The 17,621-nt window shown below is 32.3% G+C and carries 13 protein-coding genes; 6 read left to right on the top strand and 7 right to left on the bottom strand.

Annotated elements, in window-relative coordinates; translation table 11 throughout:
• Window positions 1–207: 207 nt before the first annotated feature.
• Genes ACNQGN_RS00165 through ACNQGN_RS00150 form a run of 4 tightly spaced genes read right to left on the bottom strand, consistent with a single transcriptional unit; the run spans window position 208 to window position 5,813 of the window.
• A complete protein-coding gene (locus ACNQGN_RS00165) occupies window positions 208–1,680 on the bottom strand; it encodes a lipopolysaccharide biosynthesis protein (protein ID WP_417985848.1) in 1,473 nt (490 codons plus the stop codon).
• A gap of 48 nt (window positions 1,681–1,728) precedes the next feature.
• The gene (locus ACNQGN_RS00160; RefSeq protein WP_417985847.1) at window positions 1,729–3,012 is read right to left on the bottom strand and encodes a glycosyltransferase family 4 protein; all 1,284 of its coding nucleotides are present in this window, start codon (window positions 3,010–3,012) and stop codon (window positions 1,729–1,731) included.
• A gap of 49 nt (window positions 3,013–3,061) precedes the next feature.
• Entirely contained in the window at window positions 3,062–5,482 is a 2,421-nt protein-coding gene (locus tag ACNQGN_RS00155) for a YfhO family protein (protein WP_417985846.1), read from the bottom strand.
• A gap of 49 nt (window positions 5,483–5,531) precedes the next feature.
• Window positions 5,532–5,813 (bottom strand): DUF4834 family protein, encoded by a 282-nt coding sequence (locus tag ACNQGN_RS00150; protein WP_417985845.1) that lies wholly within the window; start codon window positions 5,811–5,813, stop codon window positions 5,532–5,534.
• Between the two features lie 124 nt (window positions 5,814–5,937).
• Between ACNQGN_RS00150 and ACNQGN_RS00145 the strand changes: the two genes are divergently transcribed.
• On the top strand, window positions 5,938–6,903 hold the full coding sequence (locus tag ACNQGN_RS00145) for a transporter (RefSeq protein ID WP_417985844.1): 966 nt from the start codon (window positions 5,938–5,940) through the stop codon (window positions 6,901–6,903).
• A 7-nt stretch (window positions 6,904–6,910) separates the two neighbouring features.
• Window positions 6,911–8,029, top strand: coding sequence for a GTP cyclohydrolase (locus tag ACNQGN_RS00140; RefSeq protein WP_417985843.1), 1,119 nt, complete (start codon window positions 6,911–6,913; stop codon window positions 8,027–8,029).
• Window positions 8,030–8,123: 94 nt separating this feature from the next.
• Here the strand turns inward: ACNQGN_RS00140 and ACNQGN_RS00135 are convergent, their stop codons facing one another.
• On the bottom strand, window positions 8,124–8,597 hold the full coding sequence (locus tag ACNQGN_RS00135; RefSeq protein ID WP_417985842.1) for a hypothetical protein: 474 nt from the start codon (window positions 8,595–8,597) through the stop codon (window positions 8,124–8,126).
• Window positions 8,598–8,710: 113 nt separating this feature from the next.
• Entirely contained in the window at window positions 8,711–9,973 is a 1,263-nt protein-coding gene (locus tag ACNQGN_RS00130; RefSeq protein ID WP_417985841.1) for a cysteate-C-fatty acyltransferase, read from the bottom strand.
• 246 nt (window positions 9,974–10,219) lie between these two features.
• Here ACNQGN_RS00130 and ACNQGN_RS00125 point away from each other — a divergent pair, with 246 nt between their 5' ends.
• From ACNQGN_RS00125 to ACNQGN_RS00115, 3 genes are all read left to right on the top strand, one after another.
• Window positions 10,220–11,503, top strand: a complete 1,284-nt coding sequence (locus tag ACNQGN_RS00125) for a DUF2157 domain-containing protein (protein WP_417985840.1) — start codon at window positions 10,220–10,222, stop codon at window positions 11,501–11,503.
• The gene (locus tag ACNQGN_RS00120; protein ID WP_417985839.1) at window positions 11,493–12,053 is read left to right on the top strand and encodes a GDYXXLXY domain-containing protein; all 561 of its coding nucleotides are present in this window, start codon (window positions 11,493–11,495) and stop codon (window positions 12,051–12,053) included. The genes ACNQGN_RS00125 and ACNQGN_RS00120 overlap by 11 nt, the downstream gene beginning before the upstream one ends.
• 63 nt (window positions 12,054–12,116) lie before the next feature.
• The gene (locus tag ACNQGN_RS00115) at window positions 12,117–12,881 is read left to right on the top strand and encodes an NYN domain-containing protein (protein WP_417985838.1); all 765 of its coding nucleotides are present in this window, start codon (window positions 12,117–12,119) and stop codon (window positions 12,879–12,881) included.
• Here ACNQGN_RS00115 and ACNQGN_RS00110 read toward each other — a convergent pair.
• Window positions 12,878–15,259, bottom strand: coding sequence for a hybrid sensor histidine kinase/response regulator (locus tag ACNQGN_RS00110; RefSeq protein ID WP_417985837.1), 2,382 nt, complete (start codon window positions 15,257–15,259; stop codon window positions 12,878–12,880). The two genes, ACNQGN_RS00115 and ACNQGN_RS00110, sit on opposite strands and share 4 nt — an antisense overlap.
• 610 nt (window positions 15,260–15,869) lie before the next feature.
• On the opposite strand from ACNQGN_RS00110, the gene ACNQGN_RS00105 reads away from it, so the two are divergent.
• The gene (locus ACNQGN_RS00105) at window positions 15,870–16,943 is read left to right on the top strand and encodes a serine hydrolase domain-containing protein (protein ID WP_417985836.1); all 1,074 of its coding nucleotides are present in this window, start codon (window positions 15,870–15,872) and stop codon (window positions 16,941–16,943) included.
• Window positions 16,944–17,621 lie beyond the last annotated feature (678 nt).

Raw genomic sequence — 17,621 nt, 5'->3', positions numbered from 1 at the left:
ATACAAATATATTTTTAAAAAAGCTTTTTAACATTACATAATAATTGAAAAATATTATATAATTCACAGTATACAAATCACTTACCTGCTGAAAAACTATACAAAAAAATGATCCTCAAAAATCAAAATATAAATAGAAAAGGATTCTCAAAAAAAATAAGAAGCCTTGTTTAAAAATTACTCGCCCTCTTTTGAAACGGAATAAATTTATTTTAATTTAATTTTGAGTTTTTTCAATACAGAATCCATAACGTTGTTTAATTCAATAGAAATAACAAATTTATAATTGATATAAACATATAAAATGGTCACTAAAACTGATTTCAATCCGATACTAAGTATAGGATGAAAAGGAAACTGCCAAAAATAAAACAACAAAAATAAGACAAATGTAATTGCTAAAGAATACAATGTTTGACTTGTAAAAGGATATAGATCCAAACGCTTAACCACGAAAAGCAATTTGGCAAGACTATACAAAGTTATGGATAATAGCGTCGCAAAAGCAGAACCCATAATACCATATATAGGAATAAAAATCATATTCAGTACTATAGTCAAAACAACTAAAAACACACCGAGAAACAATACTGCCCGGTAATATTTTGTATTAAAAATAATAGCATTATTATTCCCTAAAACCAGGTCAAAATATTTGGAAATACCTATCATAAAAACAACCAAAATACCTCCACTGTATTCGGGTGGTACCAATTCATACATTTGATTGATGTTGACGAAAATACATAACATCACAAAACCTCCTACTATTTGTAGGTTTATAGATGTTTTTTTATAAAGAGCATTTAGCTCATCATGTTTATTCTCATGCATTAACCTTGCAGTAATTGGATAAACAATTTGATGCATTGCACGACTGGGAACGGATATAACCAATGCAATATATGTAGCTACTGAATAATAAGCGATATTTTCAATAATCATATATTGATTGAGCATCATTTTATCGCCATCCAAAAGCAAATTAGCAACACTTCCTGATAAAATAATATAAAAGGTATACTCCATTATATTTTTCACATCGTGAGGGATGGCAAATTGAAAAACTGGTTTTTTTATATTAAACGCATATAGCATCGTAATCATTAAAGCCAAAAAATAAACGCCTGCAGTAACATAAACAAATTCTATAACAGAAATCCATTCATAATAAACCCCAATCAAAGCAAACAACGAAAATAATCGAAGTCCGACTTCCTTGATAAAATTACCAAAAACAGAATGCATATGTACTCTTGCCCAAGCGTAAAAAATTTCGAAATAGGCCATACATAACCCTATGAACGGAATAAGCCAAATAAATTCTTTAACAACCGGATTTTTCTTGGATAAAAAGATTGAAATATCATCAAAGAAAAATAAACCAATCAGCATTAACGGAATAAAAAGAAACAAAGGAAATAAGACCGTAAAAGATAAAAACCGTGACCTTTCGGCATCGGATTCATATTGTGAATAAAACTTCACTAAAGTATTTTGCATTCCTATGGCAAATAATGGCATTATAACATTCGCTGCCGAAAGAATGTAATTTGTCAAAGCATAATAGGTAGCACCTAAAAAAATAGGATATAAATAAAGTGTATTTATTGCTCCAATGCCAAAGCCAATGTAGGTTATTATGGTGTTTTTTAAAGACTGATTTAATACTATTCCCATTCTAGGAGTTTAAAATTTAAGATTTAAAGTTGCAAAAACTTTGGCTTTCTATTGAATCAATTGTACTAATTCCTTGGTAAGGTTTATTCTGGAATAGCGTTGTAAACCCACTCCATTTGATTGTAATTTTCCTTCCAAAAACTGATTATAAAAGTCCAAAATTACACCTTTTAATCTCATCTTTTCTGAATAATTAAAAAACACACCAGTATTCGTTTCCGTTATGATTTCGGCAAAATCAGAACCATTTGGCCCAATCGCTATAATCGGCCTGCCAGAAACCATATATTCGAATAATTTCCCCGGAATAATACTCTTTGTATCTTCGGAATTGATTTCGACAAGCAATAAAACTTGTGATTTTCTTTGATGTGCGATCGCTTCCGCATGGGAAACATAACCTAAATTATTCAAATACGCATTTAATCCAAATTGCGTTACAGCTTCCAAAACTTCCTGGCTTACTGCCCCTATCATTTTTAGTTCTAAATGCGATTTGAAACCGGGAATCTCATCAATTAATTCGACTAAACTTTCCCATAGAATAAGAGGGTTTCTCTCAGAAAGAAAAGAACCAATGTGCGCTAAACTAAATTTTGAATCCAAGGTTTGTTTCTCAACATTTTCCGTATCATAACCATTTGTTATTACTACAATTGGTTTGTTAGTAATGGCTTCAAATTCGGTTTTTGTTGTTTTACTAGTTACTATAATCGTATCTGCCGTATTTAAAACCTGACGCTCAAATTCTTTGTGCTTTTTGGCAGCATAATCTGACAATCGTAACGATTTATGATAACCAATAGTCGTCCAAGGATCCCGAAAATCAGCAAACCATTTTAAATCTAATTTTTGTTTTACCTCTAATCCAATGAGATGCAAACTATGTGGCGGACCAGAAGTGATAATCGTATCAATATTATTTTCTTTAATGTATTTTTCCAAATAAGAAACTGATGGTTTTACCCAAAAAACACGGGCATCCGGAATAAAAAGATTGCCACGAATCCAAAGAAACACTTTATCTAAAAAAGATTGTTTTTTTTGATTTGGGATAATTCCCGAACTGATTTTTTTGGTTTTATTCTTTGAAAAAAAAGAGGCTAATTGATACGGCTCAAAGATTTTCTGTTTCAGAATAATTGCTTTATCTGAAACTTCTTTAACTAAATTTTCATCAATAATTGGATACGTCGGGTTCTCAGGAATATATACAATTGGCTGAATTCCAAAATCAGGTAAATATTTCACAAACTTAAGCCAACGTTGTACGCCAGGTCCCCCAGCTGGTGGCCAATAATAGGTTATGATTAAAATTTTCTTTACTTCCAAGTTTAAGTTTTAAGGTTACTAATTTAATTCTAAAATCTTAAATCATAATCTACCTACTTAATCTCTTCTTCCTTTCAACATAAATACCGCCTGCTAAAAGTAATAACATTCCTATTGAACTAATTAAGGTAATCGTCCCTCCTGTTTTTATAACCTGAGGCTCAAACTTAAATTCTACCGCGTGTTTTCCTGCTGGAATTTGCAAACCTCTTAAAACATAATCTACTCTTAGATGCTCTACTTTTTTACCATCGACATAAGCATTCCACCCTTTTCCATAATACATTTCAGAGAAAACAGCCAGACCATCATTCCTGCTATTCGATGTATATTTCAAATGGTTCGGTTTATAGGAATCTAAAATTATTATAGCCGAACTATCTTTGGCGAAAGATGTATTTCTAATTTTAAATTCATTTTGATTTACTATGGCAACATTTTTAGAATCAAAACTATCCAATGCTTTCATTTCTTCATCAGCAGTTTGAACTAATTTTATGTTTTTTACAAACCATGCATTTCCATTAGTGTTTGGATTTTGAGTTGGGATAGAATTGCCTGTGCTATCGCTTTGAATCACATACTTAACATTAAGCATGTTAAGTATTTCCATATTGTTTTTAGCAATTTGGTAATCGAATAATTGCTGTACTCTTCGAGGTCTTACAGCGCTATAACCCCCAATAGATTTATGGAAATAAGAAGTTCTTGCACCTAATAAATCCCCAACTTCAAAAACTCTGTAACTCGACGTATCTTTTAGAATTTGAGCATCCGCTGGTGTTTGCTGAAATGGTGCTTCTACCTCTCTTTTGTTGACAAAATCCTTACTAGAAACGTATTTTTTATCGACAAAGAATAAATCAAAAATCATTAAAATACCTACCAAAATTATTGCCGTATTCTGAGCGAATCTATTTTTAACGAACAACCATAAAACACCTGCTGAAACAAAAATAAAGAACCCCGAACGCAATAAATCAGCGTTATATAAGCTCATCCTGTCTTCTTTAAGGGCATTTATAAAATCTGGACCATAATTTTGCAGATAATAATTATCATTACCCCCAGAAAAACTAAAAAGGCTTTTACATAAGAACAAAATGAGAATCACACCCAAACTAAAAACAGCTGTTTCTAATAGTGCTTTTTCCTGCTGCTTAGGAATCTTTTCATCTAATTTAAAAAAGGACTGTAATCCCATAATTGCAAGGACAGGAAAACATAATTCCAAAATTACTTGTATTGAAGAAACCGCTCTAAATTTATCATACATTGGGACATAATCAATAAAAAAGTCAGTCAAAGCTGGAAAATTTTTACCCCAGGAAAGTACTAATGCTACGATTGCTCCAGAAAGAAATACATATTTAATTTTTCGCTTATCAATAAACAAAGCCAAGATCCCTAAAAAGAAAACGACTGCTCCAATGTATGCAGGCGCAGCAACAATAGGCTGATCACCCCAATACGTAGGCAATCCAGAAACAAAATCGTTCGCCTGTGCTTCCGGCACACCTTTACTGATCATGAAGTTATACATTTCGCTATCTTGTCCTACAGCTTCATTATTAGAACCTCCAAAAAGTCTTGGAGCAATAAGATTAAAACTTTCGGCTATTCCATAGCTGTATTCTGTAATATATTCATGTGTCATAGCACTATTGCTAGTGGTTTTTGACCCATCAGGATTAAAGGTTAATTCGCTTTTCCCACGAATACTAAAATTAGCAAATTCTGAAGTCGCTAATAAATTTGTCGCATTGGCTCCCAAAGCCAAAATTCCTGCTATCGCAAGAACTCCAAACGAATAGGACAGCGACTTATATTCCTTCTCTTTTACACCCTGATATATAAAATAACCCGAAAGTATTAACAAGAAAATTAATAAGTAATAAGTCATTTGAAAGTGATTGGCATTAATTTCTAATGCTGTGGCAAACAACGTTATCAATCCTCCTAAAATATATTTTTTTTGAAAAACCAAAATAAATCCAGCAATCACGAGCGGCATATAAGCAATTGCATGAGCTTTGGCATTATGTCCAACTCCCAGAATTATAATCAAATAAGTAGAGAAACCGAAAGCCAACGCTCCAAAAAATGCTTTCAACGGATCGATTTTCAGAACCAATAACAAACCATAAAAACAAAGGAAATACATAAATAAATAATCAGCTGGACGCGGTAAAAATCGTAAAGCGTCATCAATAGCTCCAATATAATCGTGCGGATATTTTGCTCCTAATTGATACGTGGGCATCCCTCCAAAAGCTGAATTTGTCCAATAAGGTTCTACATGATCGGAGGCTCTAAAATCATTTTGTTCCTTAGCCATTCCAGTATATTGGGCAATGTCCGACTGATAGATTTGCTTTCCTTGTAATACAGGAAAAAAATAGATTAAGGAAATAACTACAAAACCAAGTATGGCAAGCGCGTGCGGGTAGAACTTATTTATTATTTTCAATTTTTAGAAAGTTTGGTTTAAAGTATGAGGTCTTCGTTTTACGGCAAATTTAATCTATTTCTTCGTAATCAACGTAATCCCCTACTTTTTTGGTTTCACGAGGATTTTTGGCATTCGCTGTATTGTAAACAACTTCGTCTTTACTTTGCGTTTGCTTCCAAGAATTATCCTGTGCGTTTTGCTGCTGTTGCTGAAAATTCTGTCCCGCTTTCTCCACTACTTTTTTAACCAATAATGGCAAGAATAACTTTGCCAAAAATCTAAAAATGTAATAGAAAGCAATCATATAAAAAAGTGCTTTTATAAAACCAGTAAATGAAGCTGTTTGCATAATCAAAATATTTTTTGCAAAATTAACAAATCCAACATTCAAAACTAAAATATCATTCTTAAATAAATAATAAAATATAGTACATTTGAAAAGCGTTATTATTTTTTAACCCAAAAAAATTAATATGTTTAAAATTAAAACCATACTTATCTCTGCCATTTTTATGATTCCATACATGCATTATGGCCAGCATACAGATCAAATCAATTCCAACAGACCTGGCGAAACAATGTCAGCTTTTGCGGTTGGGAAATCTGTTATTCAAGTAGAAGCAGGTATTTATGGGATAAAAGAAAATCATAGCTTATTGAATTATGACGCCAATGGCTTTGGTCTGGACGTCACATTAAGATGGGGATTACTCATGGAAAAATTGGAATTGATAGCCGATTTACAATACCAAAACGAAGAATTTACCACGCTATTCAACAGTTCCAATAGATCAGCATTAAAGCAAACCGTTTTAGGAGCAAAATATTTGATTTATGATCCTTTCAAGAATTATGAAAAAAAGATCAATGTATTCAGTTGGAAAGCCAATCGCAAATTCAATTGGCATCAATTAATCCCAGCGGTTTCTGTATTTGCGGGAGCTAATTTTACCATGGCCGACAATCCGTATTCTTTTTCCCCAGAATCCAACATATCACCAAAAGTCATGTTGATTACCCAAAACCACTTAGGTGACGGAAGTTGGGTTTTTGTAACTAATATCATAGCAGATTACGTCACTACCGATTTTCCAAGTTATGGCTATGTTCTGACCTTAACAAGAGGATTCAATGACAAATGGTCTGGATTTATAGAAAACCAGGGATTCAAAAGCGATTTCTACAGCGATGCAATTGTTCGGGGAGGTGCGGCTTATCTATTGAACAAAGACATGCAAATTGACGCATCCATAAGCACAAGCCTTAAAGACACTCCATCTATATTGTATGGTGGGGTTGGTTTTTCTTGGCGCTATGACGCCAATTACCAAGAAGTGCGAATGAGTATTGACAGTGGTGACAATTCCGGCACTAAGGCCGAAAAAAAAGCAAGATCAAAAGCCAAAAAGCGTAAAGACCAAATAGAAACTACACCATAAACAACAAATGATTACAATAAAAGAAGCGACAACAAAAAGGGAATTAACGGATTATATAAAATTTCCTTTTTCCTTATACAAAAACAATAAAAACTGGGTCCCACCAATCATCGCAGATGAACTGGAAACCTTTGATAAAACTAAAAATCCTTCGTTCGAGAATGCCGAGGCCTATTTTTATATCGCCTACAAAAACAATGAAATTGTGGGGCGAATTGCAGCCATAATAAATTGGAGCGAAGTGAATGATCAGAAAAAAAAGAAAGTTCGTTTTGGCTGGTTTGATGTCATTGATGACGTTGAAGTGACAAAAGCATTACTTGAAAAAGTATATGAATTAGGTAGAAAGAACAATTTAGAACACGTTGAAGGCCCAATGGGATTTTCAAATTTAGATAAAGTAGGTGTTCTTACCGAAGGGTTTGACCAGATGGGAACAATGATCACATGGTACAATCATCCGTATTATGCCTGTCATTTTGAGCAATTGGGATATGTTAAAGAGAAGGAATACATTGAAAGCAAATTTCCATTTGCAAATGTAAAACCAGAATTTTTCGAAAAGGCCAATGATTTGGTAAAAAGAAGATATCAATTAAGCCCGCTTAATTTCACAACCACCAAGGAAGTGATGCCTCATGTCGATAAAATGTTTGATTTATTCAATAAATCCTATGCTTCCTTATCTTCTTTTGTAGCTGTTTCAGACACACAAAAAGAATATTTTAAGAAAAAATACATCAGCTTCATCAATCCTGAATTCATCAAATTTGTGGAAGATAAAGAGCATAATATTGTTGCTTTTAGTATTGTAATGCCTTCTTTTTCGGAAGCCTTGCAAAAATCAAAAGGAAAATTATTCCCTTTCGGATTTTTGCATTTACTCAAAGCAAGAAAACAGAGCAAAGATGTCATTTTTTATCTTATTGGTGTTCTACCGGAATATCAAAACAAAGCAGTTACGGCAATCATTTTTAAAGAATATTACGAAACTTTCAGAAAAAAGGGAATTATCAATTGCTTCAGAACTCCTGAACTAGCAGATAATATTGCCGTTCACAATTTGTGGAAGCATTTCGACCCCGTAGTTCACAAACGCAGATGTACTTTTATAAAGAATCTGTAGAAATAAAATAGTATAATATCAAAACTAAAAAAATCCATAAACTCGCAGTTTATGGATTTTTCAGTTTTAAGTGATTTTATTTTTTAAACGCAGATTACAATTTACAATCCACTTTTGACAAAACGATATTTCCTTCAAATTTTAATTGTTTCCTATCTTTAAAAGTTACTTTCCCTTTATTATCGTCAACAACATCTCCAAAACCCTCAACATACGCATCCCCTTTTTTCAAGAAAGCAACTTGACGAACTGAGGAAACACCTTCGGACATGAATGTATATTCCGCAAAAAGTGTATCTCCTTTTAATTCTCCCACCAATTCACCTTCGCTTTTGTCCTTTTCATAGAAATTATAACTCAATTTCCCAGAAGTCAATTGATCTCCTTTTATATTCAAAACCATTGAAATAGTATCCTTTTTTATAATTGCATTGTAGCATTCCTTGGCTGCAGGTTGTTCAACAACTATTTTTTCTGATGGATCCATAGCGTCTTCCTTTTCTTTTTCTTTTTTACAAGAAACTAGAATACTCATAAAAACGATTCCTAATAAAATTACTTTTTTCATAAATTCAATTTTAGTTTTATAAATGTACTAATTCATAGCTAAATTCATTCCAAAAAAAAAACCATCAGTCAAGTCAAGACTAATGGTTTTTCATATAAAACTTCTTCACTGAACTAAGCGTCCAAATCAACTTTAGTTCGTGATGCAATTTCTTTATAGGTTCCGTTTTCTAATTTTTCACGAATAGCCTCAAAAGCAGTTAGCGTTTCATCAATATCAGCTAAAGTATGCGAAGCTGTAGGTGTCATTCTTAATAAAATAATTCCTTTTGGAATCACCGGATAAATCACGATCGACAAGAAAATTCCGTAATTCTCTCTCAAATCATTTACCATAACCATCGCTTCTGGTACACTTCCTTCCAGATAAACTGGTGTAACACAAGTATTAGTATCACCAATATTAAAATTTCTAGAACGCAAACCACTCTGTAAAGCATTAACGATCACCCAAAGTTTATCTTTTAATTCTGTTGAATTTCTCAACAATTCCAATCGTTTCAATGATCCAATTGTTTGAATCATCGGTAATGCTTTCGCAAACATTTGCGAACGCAAATTGTATTTTAGATAATCAATTATTGCTGCATCAGCCGCCACAAAAGCACCAATATTAGCCATAGATTTTGCAAAAGTTGAGAAATAAACATCAATATCATCCTGAACTCCTTGTTCCTCACCTGCTCCTGCTCCTGTTGCTCCAAGAGTTCCAAAACCATGCGCGTCATCTACAAGCAAACGGAAATTGTATTTTTGTTTCATAGCAACAATCTCTTTCAATTTTCCTTGTTGCCCACGCATTCCAAAAACACCTTCAGTAATAAAAAGAATACCCCCACCATTTTCTGCAGCCAATTTTGTAGCACGCTGAAGATTTTTCTCCATGCTCTCCAAATCATTATGCTTATAGGTGAAACGCTTTCCCATATGTAAACGAACCCCGTCAATAATACAAGCATGAGCATCTACATCATACACAATTACATCATTTTTAGTAACCAAAGCGTCAATAATTGACACCATTCCCTGGTACCCAAAATTCAATAAATAAGCCGATTCTTTCATTACAAAAGCAGCCAGCTCATTCTCTAATTGCTCATGATATTTAGTGTGCCCACTCAACATACGGGCACCCATTGGGTAAGCCGCACCATATTGTGCCGCCGCATCAGTATCTGCTTTACGAACTTCCGGGTGATTTGCAAGACCTAAATAGTCATTCAAGCTCCAGTTCAAAACTTCCTTTCCAGCAAACTGCATTCTTGGACCCAATTCCCCTTCTAATTTAGGAAAAACAAAATAACCTTCCGCTTGTGAAGCCCATTTTCCTAATGGCCCTTTATTGTTTTGAATCCTTTCGAATAAATCCTTTACCATAATATATCAAGTAATAATTTTAATTTTAAGAAGTTGCAAAAATAATTATTTAAATTTTATAATGGTATTGAAAGTAAATTTATTTTTAAGGGTTTCTACTAATGGATAGTAGAAGCTATTTTCTGCTTCACACTATTTCCTTTCTGCCTATTTTTCTTTGCCACAAAAAGACGCCGTTTCGTACAGGGCTAAAAAAACGATTACTCTGATAAACATTGTATATTTGAATTATAGAAAATATAGTTTATGTCTGACAAAATTACAAACGAACTTCAAGAACTACTCAAAGCCAATGTAGTTACAGAAGAAACTGCCGAAAAAATCAGGCACTACTTCCGGCAAAAAAAGGAAGAAGAACAGAACAAAATTTCTTCTGTTTTTGGAATTTTGGGAGCGATCCTTGTCGGACTTGGTATTATTCTCGTTTTCGCACACAATTGGGACAATCTTTCCCAAATAACAAAAACAATTCTGTCGTTTCTTCCTCTGATAATTGGTCAACTTTTATGTGGTTATTCCCTTTTAAAAAAACCAGAAAGTACCCCTTGGAGAGAAACATCTTCTGTTTTTTTATTTTTCGCCATTGGCGCAAGCATTTCATTAATTGCTCAGGTTTATAATATCCCCGGAGATATCGATTCGTTCCTACTTACATGGATGTTATTGGGCTTACCTCTGGTTTATCTGCTTAAATCCTCTATAGCTTCGCTGCTATTCATTTTAGGAATTACATATTACGGCAGTAATACCAATTACTTCACATATCCAAAAACGGATTCTTTTTACTATTGGATACTGCTTTTAGGAATTGCTCCACATTATTATAAACTTCTAAAAACCAAAGCGCAAAGCAATTTCACACTATTTCATAACTGGTTTGTATCTTTATCAATTGTGATTTGTTTAGGAACTATTGCCAACGAAAACAGGAATTTAATATATTTGAGCTACATGAGTTTATTTAGCATTTTTTATTTCATTGGTCAAACGTCATTTTTCGACAAACAGAAATTAAAGAACAATAGTTTCCTGATCCTTGGAAAATTAGGAATATTATACCTGCTGTTGGTCTACAGTTTCAAATGGTTTTGGGACAAACCCATTTACAAAACAGCTTCTTTATCAGCAATTTTTCTTTCTACAGAATTCATCGTTGCTTTAGTGTTAACATTGCTTGCTGCTGTATTGTTTTATAAAAAAAACAACAAAACATTCTTCAAAGATATTTCCATTTTGGAACTCGTTTTCGTAACAAATATTCTTCCTTTTATTAATGGATATGATTTTTCTATAGTTGCAAACCTCTTAGTATTATTAATTGGTATCGCCGAGATTAAACGCGGAAGTAAACTAAATCATTTAGGAATATTAAATTTCGGCTTGCTGTTAATTACCGTTCTTGTTACGTGTCGTTTTTTTGATACTGATTTAAGTTTTATACTTCGGGGTATTTTATTTATCACAATAGGGTTAGGATTCTTCTTAGCTAATTATTTTATTCTTAAAAAAAGAAATAGAAATGAAAAATAAGAAAACCTTATTCCTGGTATTTATTCTGGTTGTTTTAGCACAATTATTTGTCCCTTTACAAATGATATTCAGTCAGGAAGATATCATAAGAACCGGAAAGGAATTTAAATTCCAAACAGCTCCCATAGATCCTTATGATCCTTTCAGAGGAAAATACATTACGCTATTCTTTAAAGAAAGAGAAATCACGGTAAAAAATGCTACTAAATGGACACCAGGAGAAACAGTTTTCGCAACCATTATTACGAGCAAAAATGGATTTGCTAAAATAACTTCCATTTCTAAATCAAAACCAAAAAACAGCGAATCGTATCTTAAATTGAAAATTGGCTTTGCTTTAAATAATGATAAAATAGCAATTGATTTCCCTTTTAATCGATTCTACATGAATGAAAAAAGTGCGCCAAAAGCCGAAAAAATTTATCAGGAATTTTCAATGAAAAAGAAAAATGAAACGTACGCAGTGGTTGCCGTAAAAAATGGAGAATCAGTACTAAAAGACATACGCATCAATGAAGTTTCGATTAAGGATTTGGCTTCCAAAAAATAAAAAAAACACAAAACAAAAGAATAATCTGTACCTTTAAATACGAAAATCAACACTATTACTAAAATGTCACAAGATACAAAAGAATTAAAATTGGCCGTTCTAATTGATGCTGACAATGTTCCCTACAGTAATGTAAAGGGAATGATGGAAGAAATAGCCAAATTTGGCACACCAACTACCAAACGTATTTATGCCGATTGGACCAAACCAAATGCAGGAGGCTGGAAAAGTGTTTTGTTAGAACACGCCATTACACCTATTCAACAATACAGCTATACAGTTGGAAAAAACTCTTCCGATTCCGCGATGATTATTGACGCAATGGATCTATTGTACTCGGATAAAGTAGATGGATTTTGTATTGTATCCAGTGATTCTGATTTTACCCGTTTAGCAATTCGATTGAGAGAATCCGGAATGAAAGTCATCGGAATTGGCGAACAAAAAACCCCTAATTCTTTTATTGTTGCCTGTGATAGATTTATTTATATTGAAGTTTTAGATGGCGCCATTAAAAAGAAATTACCAAAAAGAACTGCTGCCGACACTAAAAAAGCAACGCCCAAAAGCTTAAATAAAGTCGATTTACACACCATAGAATTAATAGAGTCAACCATCGAAGATATCGCTGACGATAGTGGATGGGCTTTTCTAGGAGATGTAGGAAACCTGATTGTAAAGAAAAAACCTGAATTCGATCCAAGAAATTATGGCTTTGCTAAATTAACTCCAATGTTAAAATCGCTTACTGATATTCTAGAAATTGATGAAAGAGACTCCGACAAAAAAGGAATCAAACACGTATACGTACGACTGCGTTTTAGTTAAACTAATTTTTTAACAGCCTCATATAAAGCTTCTTTCTTGATTGGTTTAGACAAATAATCATTCATTCCTATTTCTTTAACACGCAGTTTTGTAGTTTCCATCACGTCGGCAGTTACTGCAATAATGGGAATATTACTATTATCTGCTCCAGCTTCGCCATTTCTAATTGCGATTGTAGCTTCATAACCATCCATGACTGGCATTTGAAGATCCATTAATACAATATCAAAATGATTTGTTTTAAAGGCTTCCAATGCTTCCTGTCCATTATCGACATAAACAGCCCTCGTATTCAGCCATTTCTTGATGATCATTTTTACCACCATTTGGTTAATAGGATTATCTTCAACTACTAAAATAGACTTCCCTTCCAAATCGTTAATGATAGTTTTAGCAAGAGTCTCGACCTTTTTCTGTTCTGTCGATATATCAAAATCAATTGTAATTACGCAAGTTGTGCCTTCATTGATTTTACTGTCCATTTTGATAGTTCCGTTTTGCATATCAACCAAAGTCTTTACTATATAAAGCCCTAATCCAAGTCCTCCGAATTTTCGCTTATTATCAATATTATTTTGAGAAAAAGAGTCAAAAATACTATTCATTTTATCTTTGGAAATCCCAACGCCAGAATCCGAAACAGTTAAAATTAAGCTGGTTCTATTGTTAGGTTTCAGCACATTACTAATTGTGAATTTCACAAAACCACTAGCCGTAAATTTTATGGCATTATTCAACACGTTGTTCACAATCTGAACCAATCGGGTCATATCTCCAATTAAGAAATCAGGGATCGCATCTGATTTTGAAAATTGAAATTCCAATCCTTTGTCTTTAGCAATATTGATTGCGTTATTCTTTAAATGTTCCAAAACCTGGACCGGATCAAATTGATTATTTTCCAGCCTCAATTCCCCTTTTTCAATTTTAGAAAAATCTAAAATATCATTTACAGAACTCAGTAAACTATGAGAGGAGTATTTTATGATTTGGCAATTTTTTCTAATTTTATCATCTTGAACTTCATTAGAAATAGAATCAATTAAATTCATAATAGCATTCAGTGGCGTACGAAGTTCATGACTAATATTCGACAAAAAATACGATTTTAAATCATTCATTTCTTCCGATCGAACCAGAGCGATCCGATTGAGTTCGTTTTTTTCATTTTTCAAATTTCTTATCAAATTAGACATTGACAGAGAAAGAAAAATAACTTCTAAACCCGTTCCTAATTTCGAACTGTTTTGAGTAAAAAAGTTAATAGGAAACAACCCGAAATTATATAAAATAAATATTCCAAAACCAATAATCAAAAATAAAATACCCGCGGTAAAAAAAGAATCCACCGGTTTTCTTTTATAGTAAAGATAGATTATTGAATAAACAATTAAGATCAAGAAAACCAGCGTCAGCACGTTAACTAAAACATAGGAAAACAACAGGATTGAAGGAATAAAAATCACACAGAACAATAAAAAGAACAATAACCCGTACGCTACCTTGAATAGCACATAAATTCTCTTACTATTCGTTTTGATTTTTAAATACAATTCGCTGTATTTGCCCGATAAAAAAACGGCAATTATTGCTATAAAAAGCACGGCATGGTTAGAAAACCATCCTGCAAATGGTGTGACAAACTTGTAGAAAAAACCATCTAAAGCAAATTGCAACAAACCGACAAATAAAACATACAAACTATAGTACAGAAATATCTTTTCGTTCAAAGCAAAAAAGAAGAAAAAATAGATAATTGCTGCAATCAACAAAATACCATAAAATATCCCAAAAAATAATTGCTCATTTGAAACCATCTGTATAAAGCTTTCAGATGAATAGAGCATCACAGGAATTTTTATCACTTCACCATCGCTTTTTAGGTGCAAAAATAACTGTAGAGTGGATTGTGGTGCAATTTCTATTTTGAAAATAGTTTTCCGATTATCAAAACTACGTTGGGAATAAGGCATAGTATCACCACTTACCTTTTTGACAATTCTCCGGGAAACCCCATCTATAATATATAACTCTACCAAATCTGTTATTGGACGAGCAGTTTCTAAATAGTAATTTAAGGTTAAATCAGTAGTATTTTCAAACTCTGTTTTTGTCCAAAAATGGTTTTGAGTGAAGCCTAAGTCATCATTTTCAGTTTGAAGTTTTTTAAAATTTAATACATTGTAATTAGCTGTAACATATTGTATATCTAATTCTTTTTGGCCAACATCTGCAATTGTGGTGTAATTGTGTAAAGAAAATTCTTGAGGAATAGAATTACTCCTAAACACATATTGTGAATAGGTTTTTGTAAAAAACAACATGAAAAACAATAATTTAAAAACAATAGAAAACAGCTTGCATTTTTTTTTACTCATGTTTAATAAATTACAATTAGGCAAAAACATTTACGTAAAAAAGAGCTTTTTAGTTTTCATCCTTTTAAACCTTGTTTTTCTATTTGGTGAAATAAAACAAATCATTTCAAATAATAGCATGAAAGACACAAAATCTTTTATATTCTTAGTAACTGAAATAACTTTCACCCTTAGACAAAAGCTTTCCGTTTTTTTGCCCGTTGTGTTTATGCGCTCCGCTCTCAGAATATCTATCTTCAGAATTTTGACAATAAGTCGTAATAATCGCTTTTCCCCTTTTCTAACACTTAATTTTTGATGCTTGACTTTATCAAAGAATTTTGCTAAATCCGATTCTACTATATTCTATTTGCGGATTTCACTGCTTGAATCCGGAGTAGTTCTTGATGGGCAGTGCTATTTAACTGTTGGGAGAAAATTTGGAGCCAAATAGAAGTAATATATACCTGTAGTAATTTGAAATAGTTAATTAATTGTAGTAAAAATATTCCTTATATTCGCTTAGAGGAAAAGCTAATTTATGCCTAAACCAGCTATAATTGAAACACTTGGAGCCATTTTGTTGATAGTCATTGTATCCAAAAAAATCATAAAATAAACCAAATAAAATATGAAAAAAATAATGTTTTTACTTGCCTTTTTTGCAGTTTGTAATTTTACTTATTCACAAGTTGACAAAGTCGATGTTGCAATAAAAGAACTGATGCAAAAAAATAGAATTATTGGCTTGCAATTAGCAATAATTAAAGATAATGTGATTGTTAAAACAAGTCATTACGGATTAGCTAATATTGAAGATTCAATTGCAGTTGATAGCCAAACTGTTTTCAGCATTAATTCTATTGTTAAAGCATTTACAGGAGTTGCAATTATGCAATTAGTAGAAAATGGCAAATTAAATCTTGAAGAACCTATTTCAAAGTATTTGGATAGACTGCCCAATACTTGGCAAAATATTACCGTAAAACAAGTAGTAACTCATAAATCGGGAATTCCGAATATTTGGGATTCAGAGGGAAATATGTTGTCTGAAAATAGTGAAACTTTATTCCAAAAAATGAAAAAGTTACCTCTAGTTTTTACACCTGGGGAAGAATTAAGAGACAACCAAGCTAATTACCTGCTGCTTGGAATGATTATTGAAAAAATAAGTGGACAATCATTTGAAAAATATATTATAGAAAACGAGTTTAAAAAAGCGGGAATGAAGAACTCCATTAAAGCAGGAATGGGAGATTTTTACAATATAATTAATCACTCCGCAAGGCCTTATTCTTATTTTAGAAATGGTATCCTAACCAATGTTTATCAACCAATACCTTCAAATTTGTATCCAGCAGCAGGGATATATTCAACTGCAACTGAAATGGCACAATGGGTAATAGCATTACAAAGTAATAAATTAATTAATGCAGAAAATCTTAAAACACTCTGGACTCCAATAGTATTAAATAATGGAAAAACATATGAAACAAACGATTTTCTGAACAGAAGTTCGATTGGTTTTTCTACAACGTCAAGAATTAAAAACCCTGTAATTGCTTCGTTAGGCGGTAACAGAAATGCCTTATACATTTATCCAAAAGATAATGTTTCAGTAGTGATTTTAACCAATTTAGTAGGTTCACATCCAGAAAATTTTATAGAAGATATAGCTAATTTATATATAACGGAGAAAAAATAACAACTGCTGCCAACATCTAAATAAAAGCAAAAAAAAGCTGCTCGAAATATAGTATTCAGCGCACACAAAAAAGGAGGACCTTTAGAGTCCTCCAATTGTTGATTCTGATTTACCATTATCTAACTTATACTTTACTGTATAGCTGACTATTGAATTATCATATCTTGTTGCAAGATCGACATACTCAAGTAATTAATCAGAATCACACTCAAAGATATAATTTATTTTTATAACAACAACTCTAAATCAGGTTTTTAACTAACCATTAACGCGTCAATAAATAGCAGTACAATCACAGTTATTAAGATATTAAAATCGTGAAAATTAGCTTATGGAATTTTAATAAAAGTTATTCTAATAAAATTATATTTTCGAAACAGGTAAACTAAAAATTAATTAGCCTGACACGAAACCACAAAAAAGGAGGCCTTTTTACAGACCTCCAATTCAGACTTTGGTTTGTTATTATCAGTTTATATCTTTCGATACAACTAACTATCAAATACGCTACTCTTTGCAGATGGCTATATTCAAGAACAAAGCAAAACCATATTCAAAGATAATACAAAAACCATAATAAACAACTCCGACAAAGCACTTTAACCAACAATTAACACACTTACTTTCAACACCTTAAATGTAAATTTTCAAGCAACTCTTTTATCTAATCGAGTCAAA

Origin of the sequence: Flavobacterium rhamnosi (assembly GCF_048286515.1) — a bacterium.
In the GTDB taxonomy this organism is placed as follows: domain Bacteria; phylum Bacteroidota; class Bacteroidia; order Flavobacteriales; family Flavobacteriaceae; genus Flavobacterium.
Note: the sequence above shows the minus strand (reverse complement) of the source record. Positions and strands in the feature narration are given on the sequence as shown.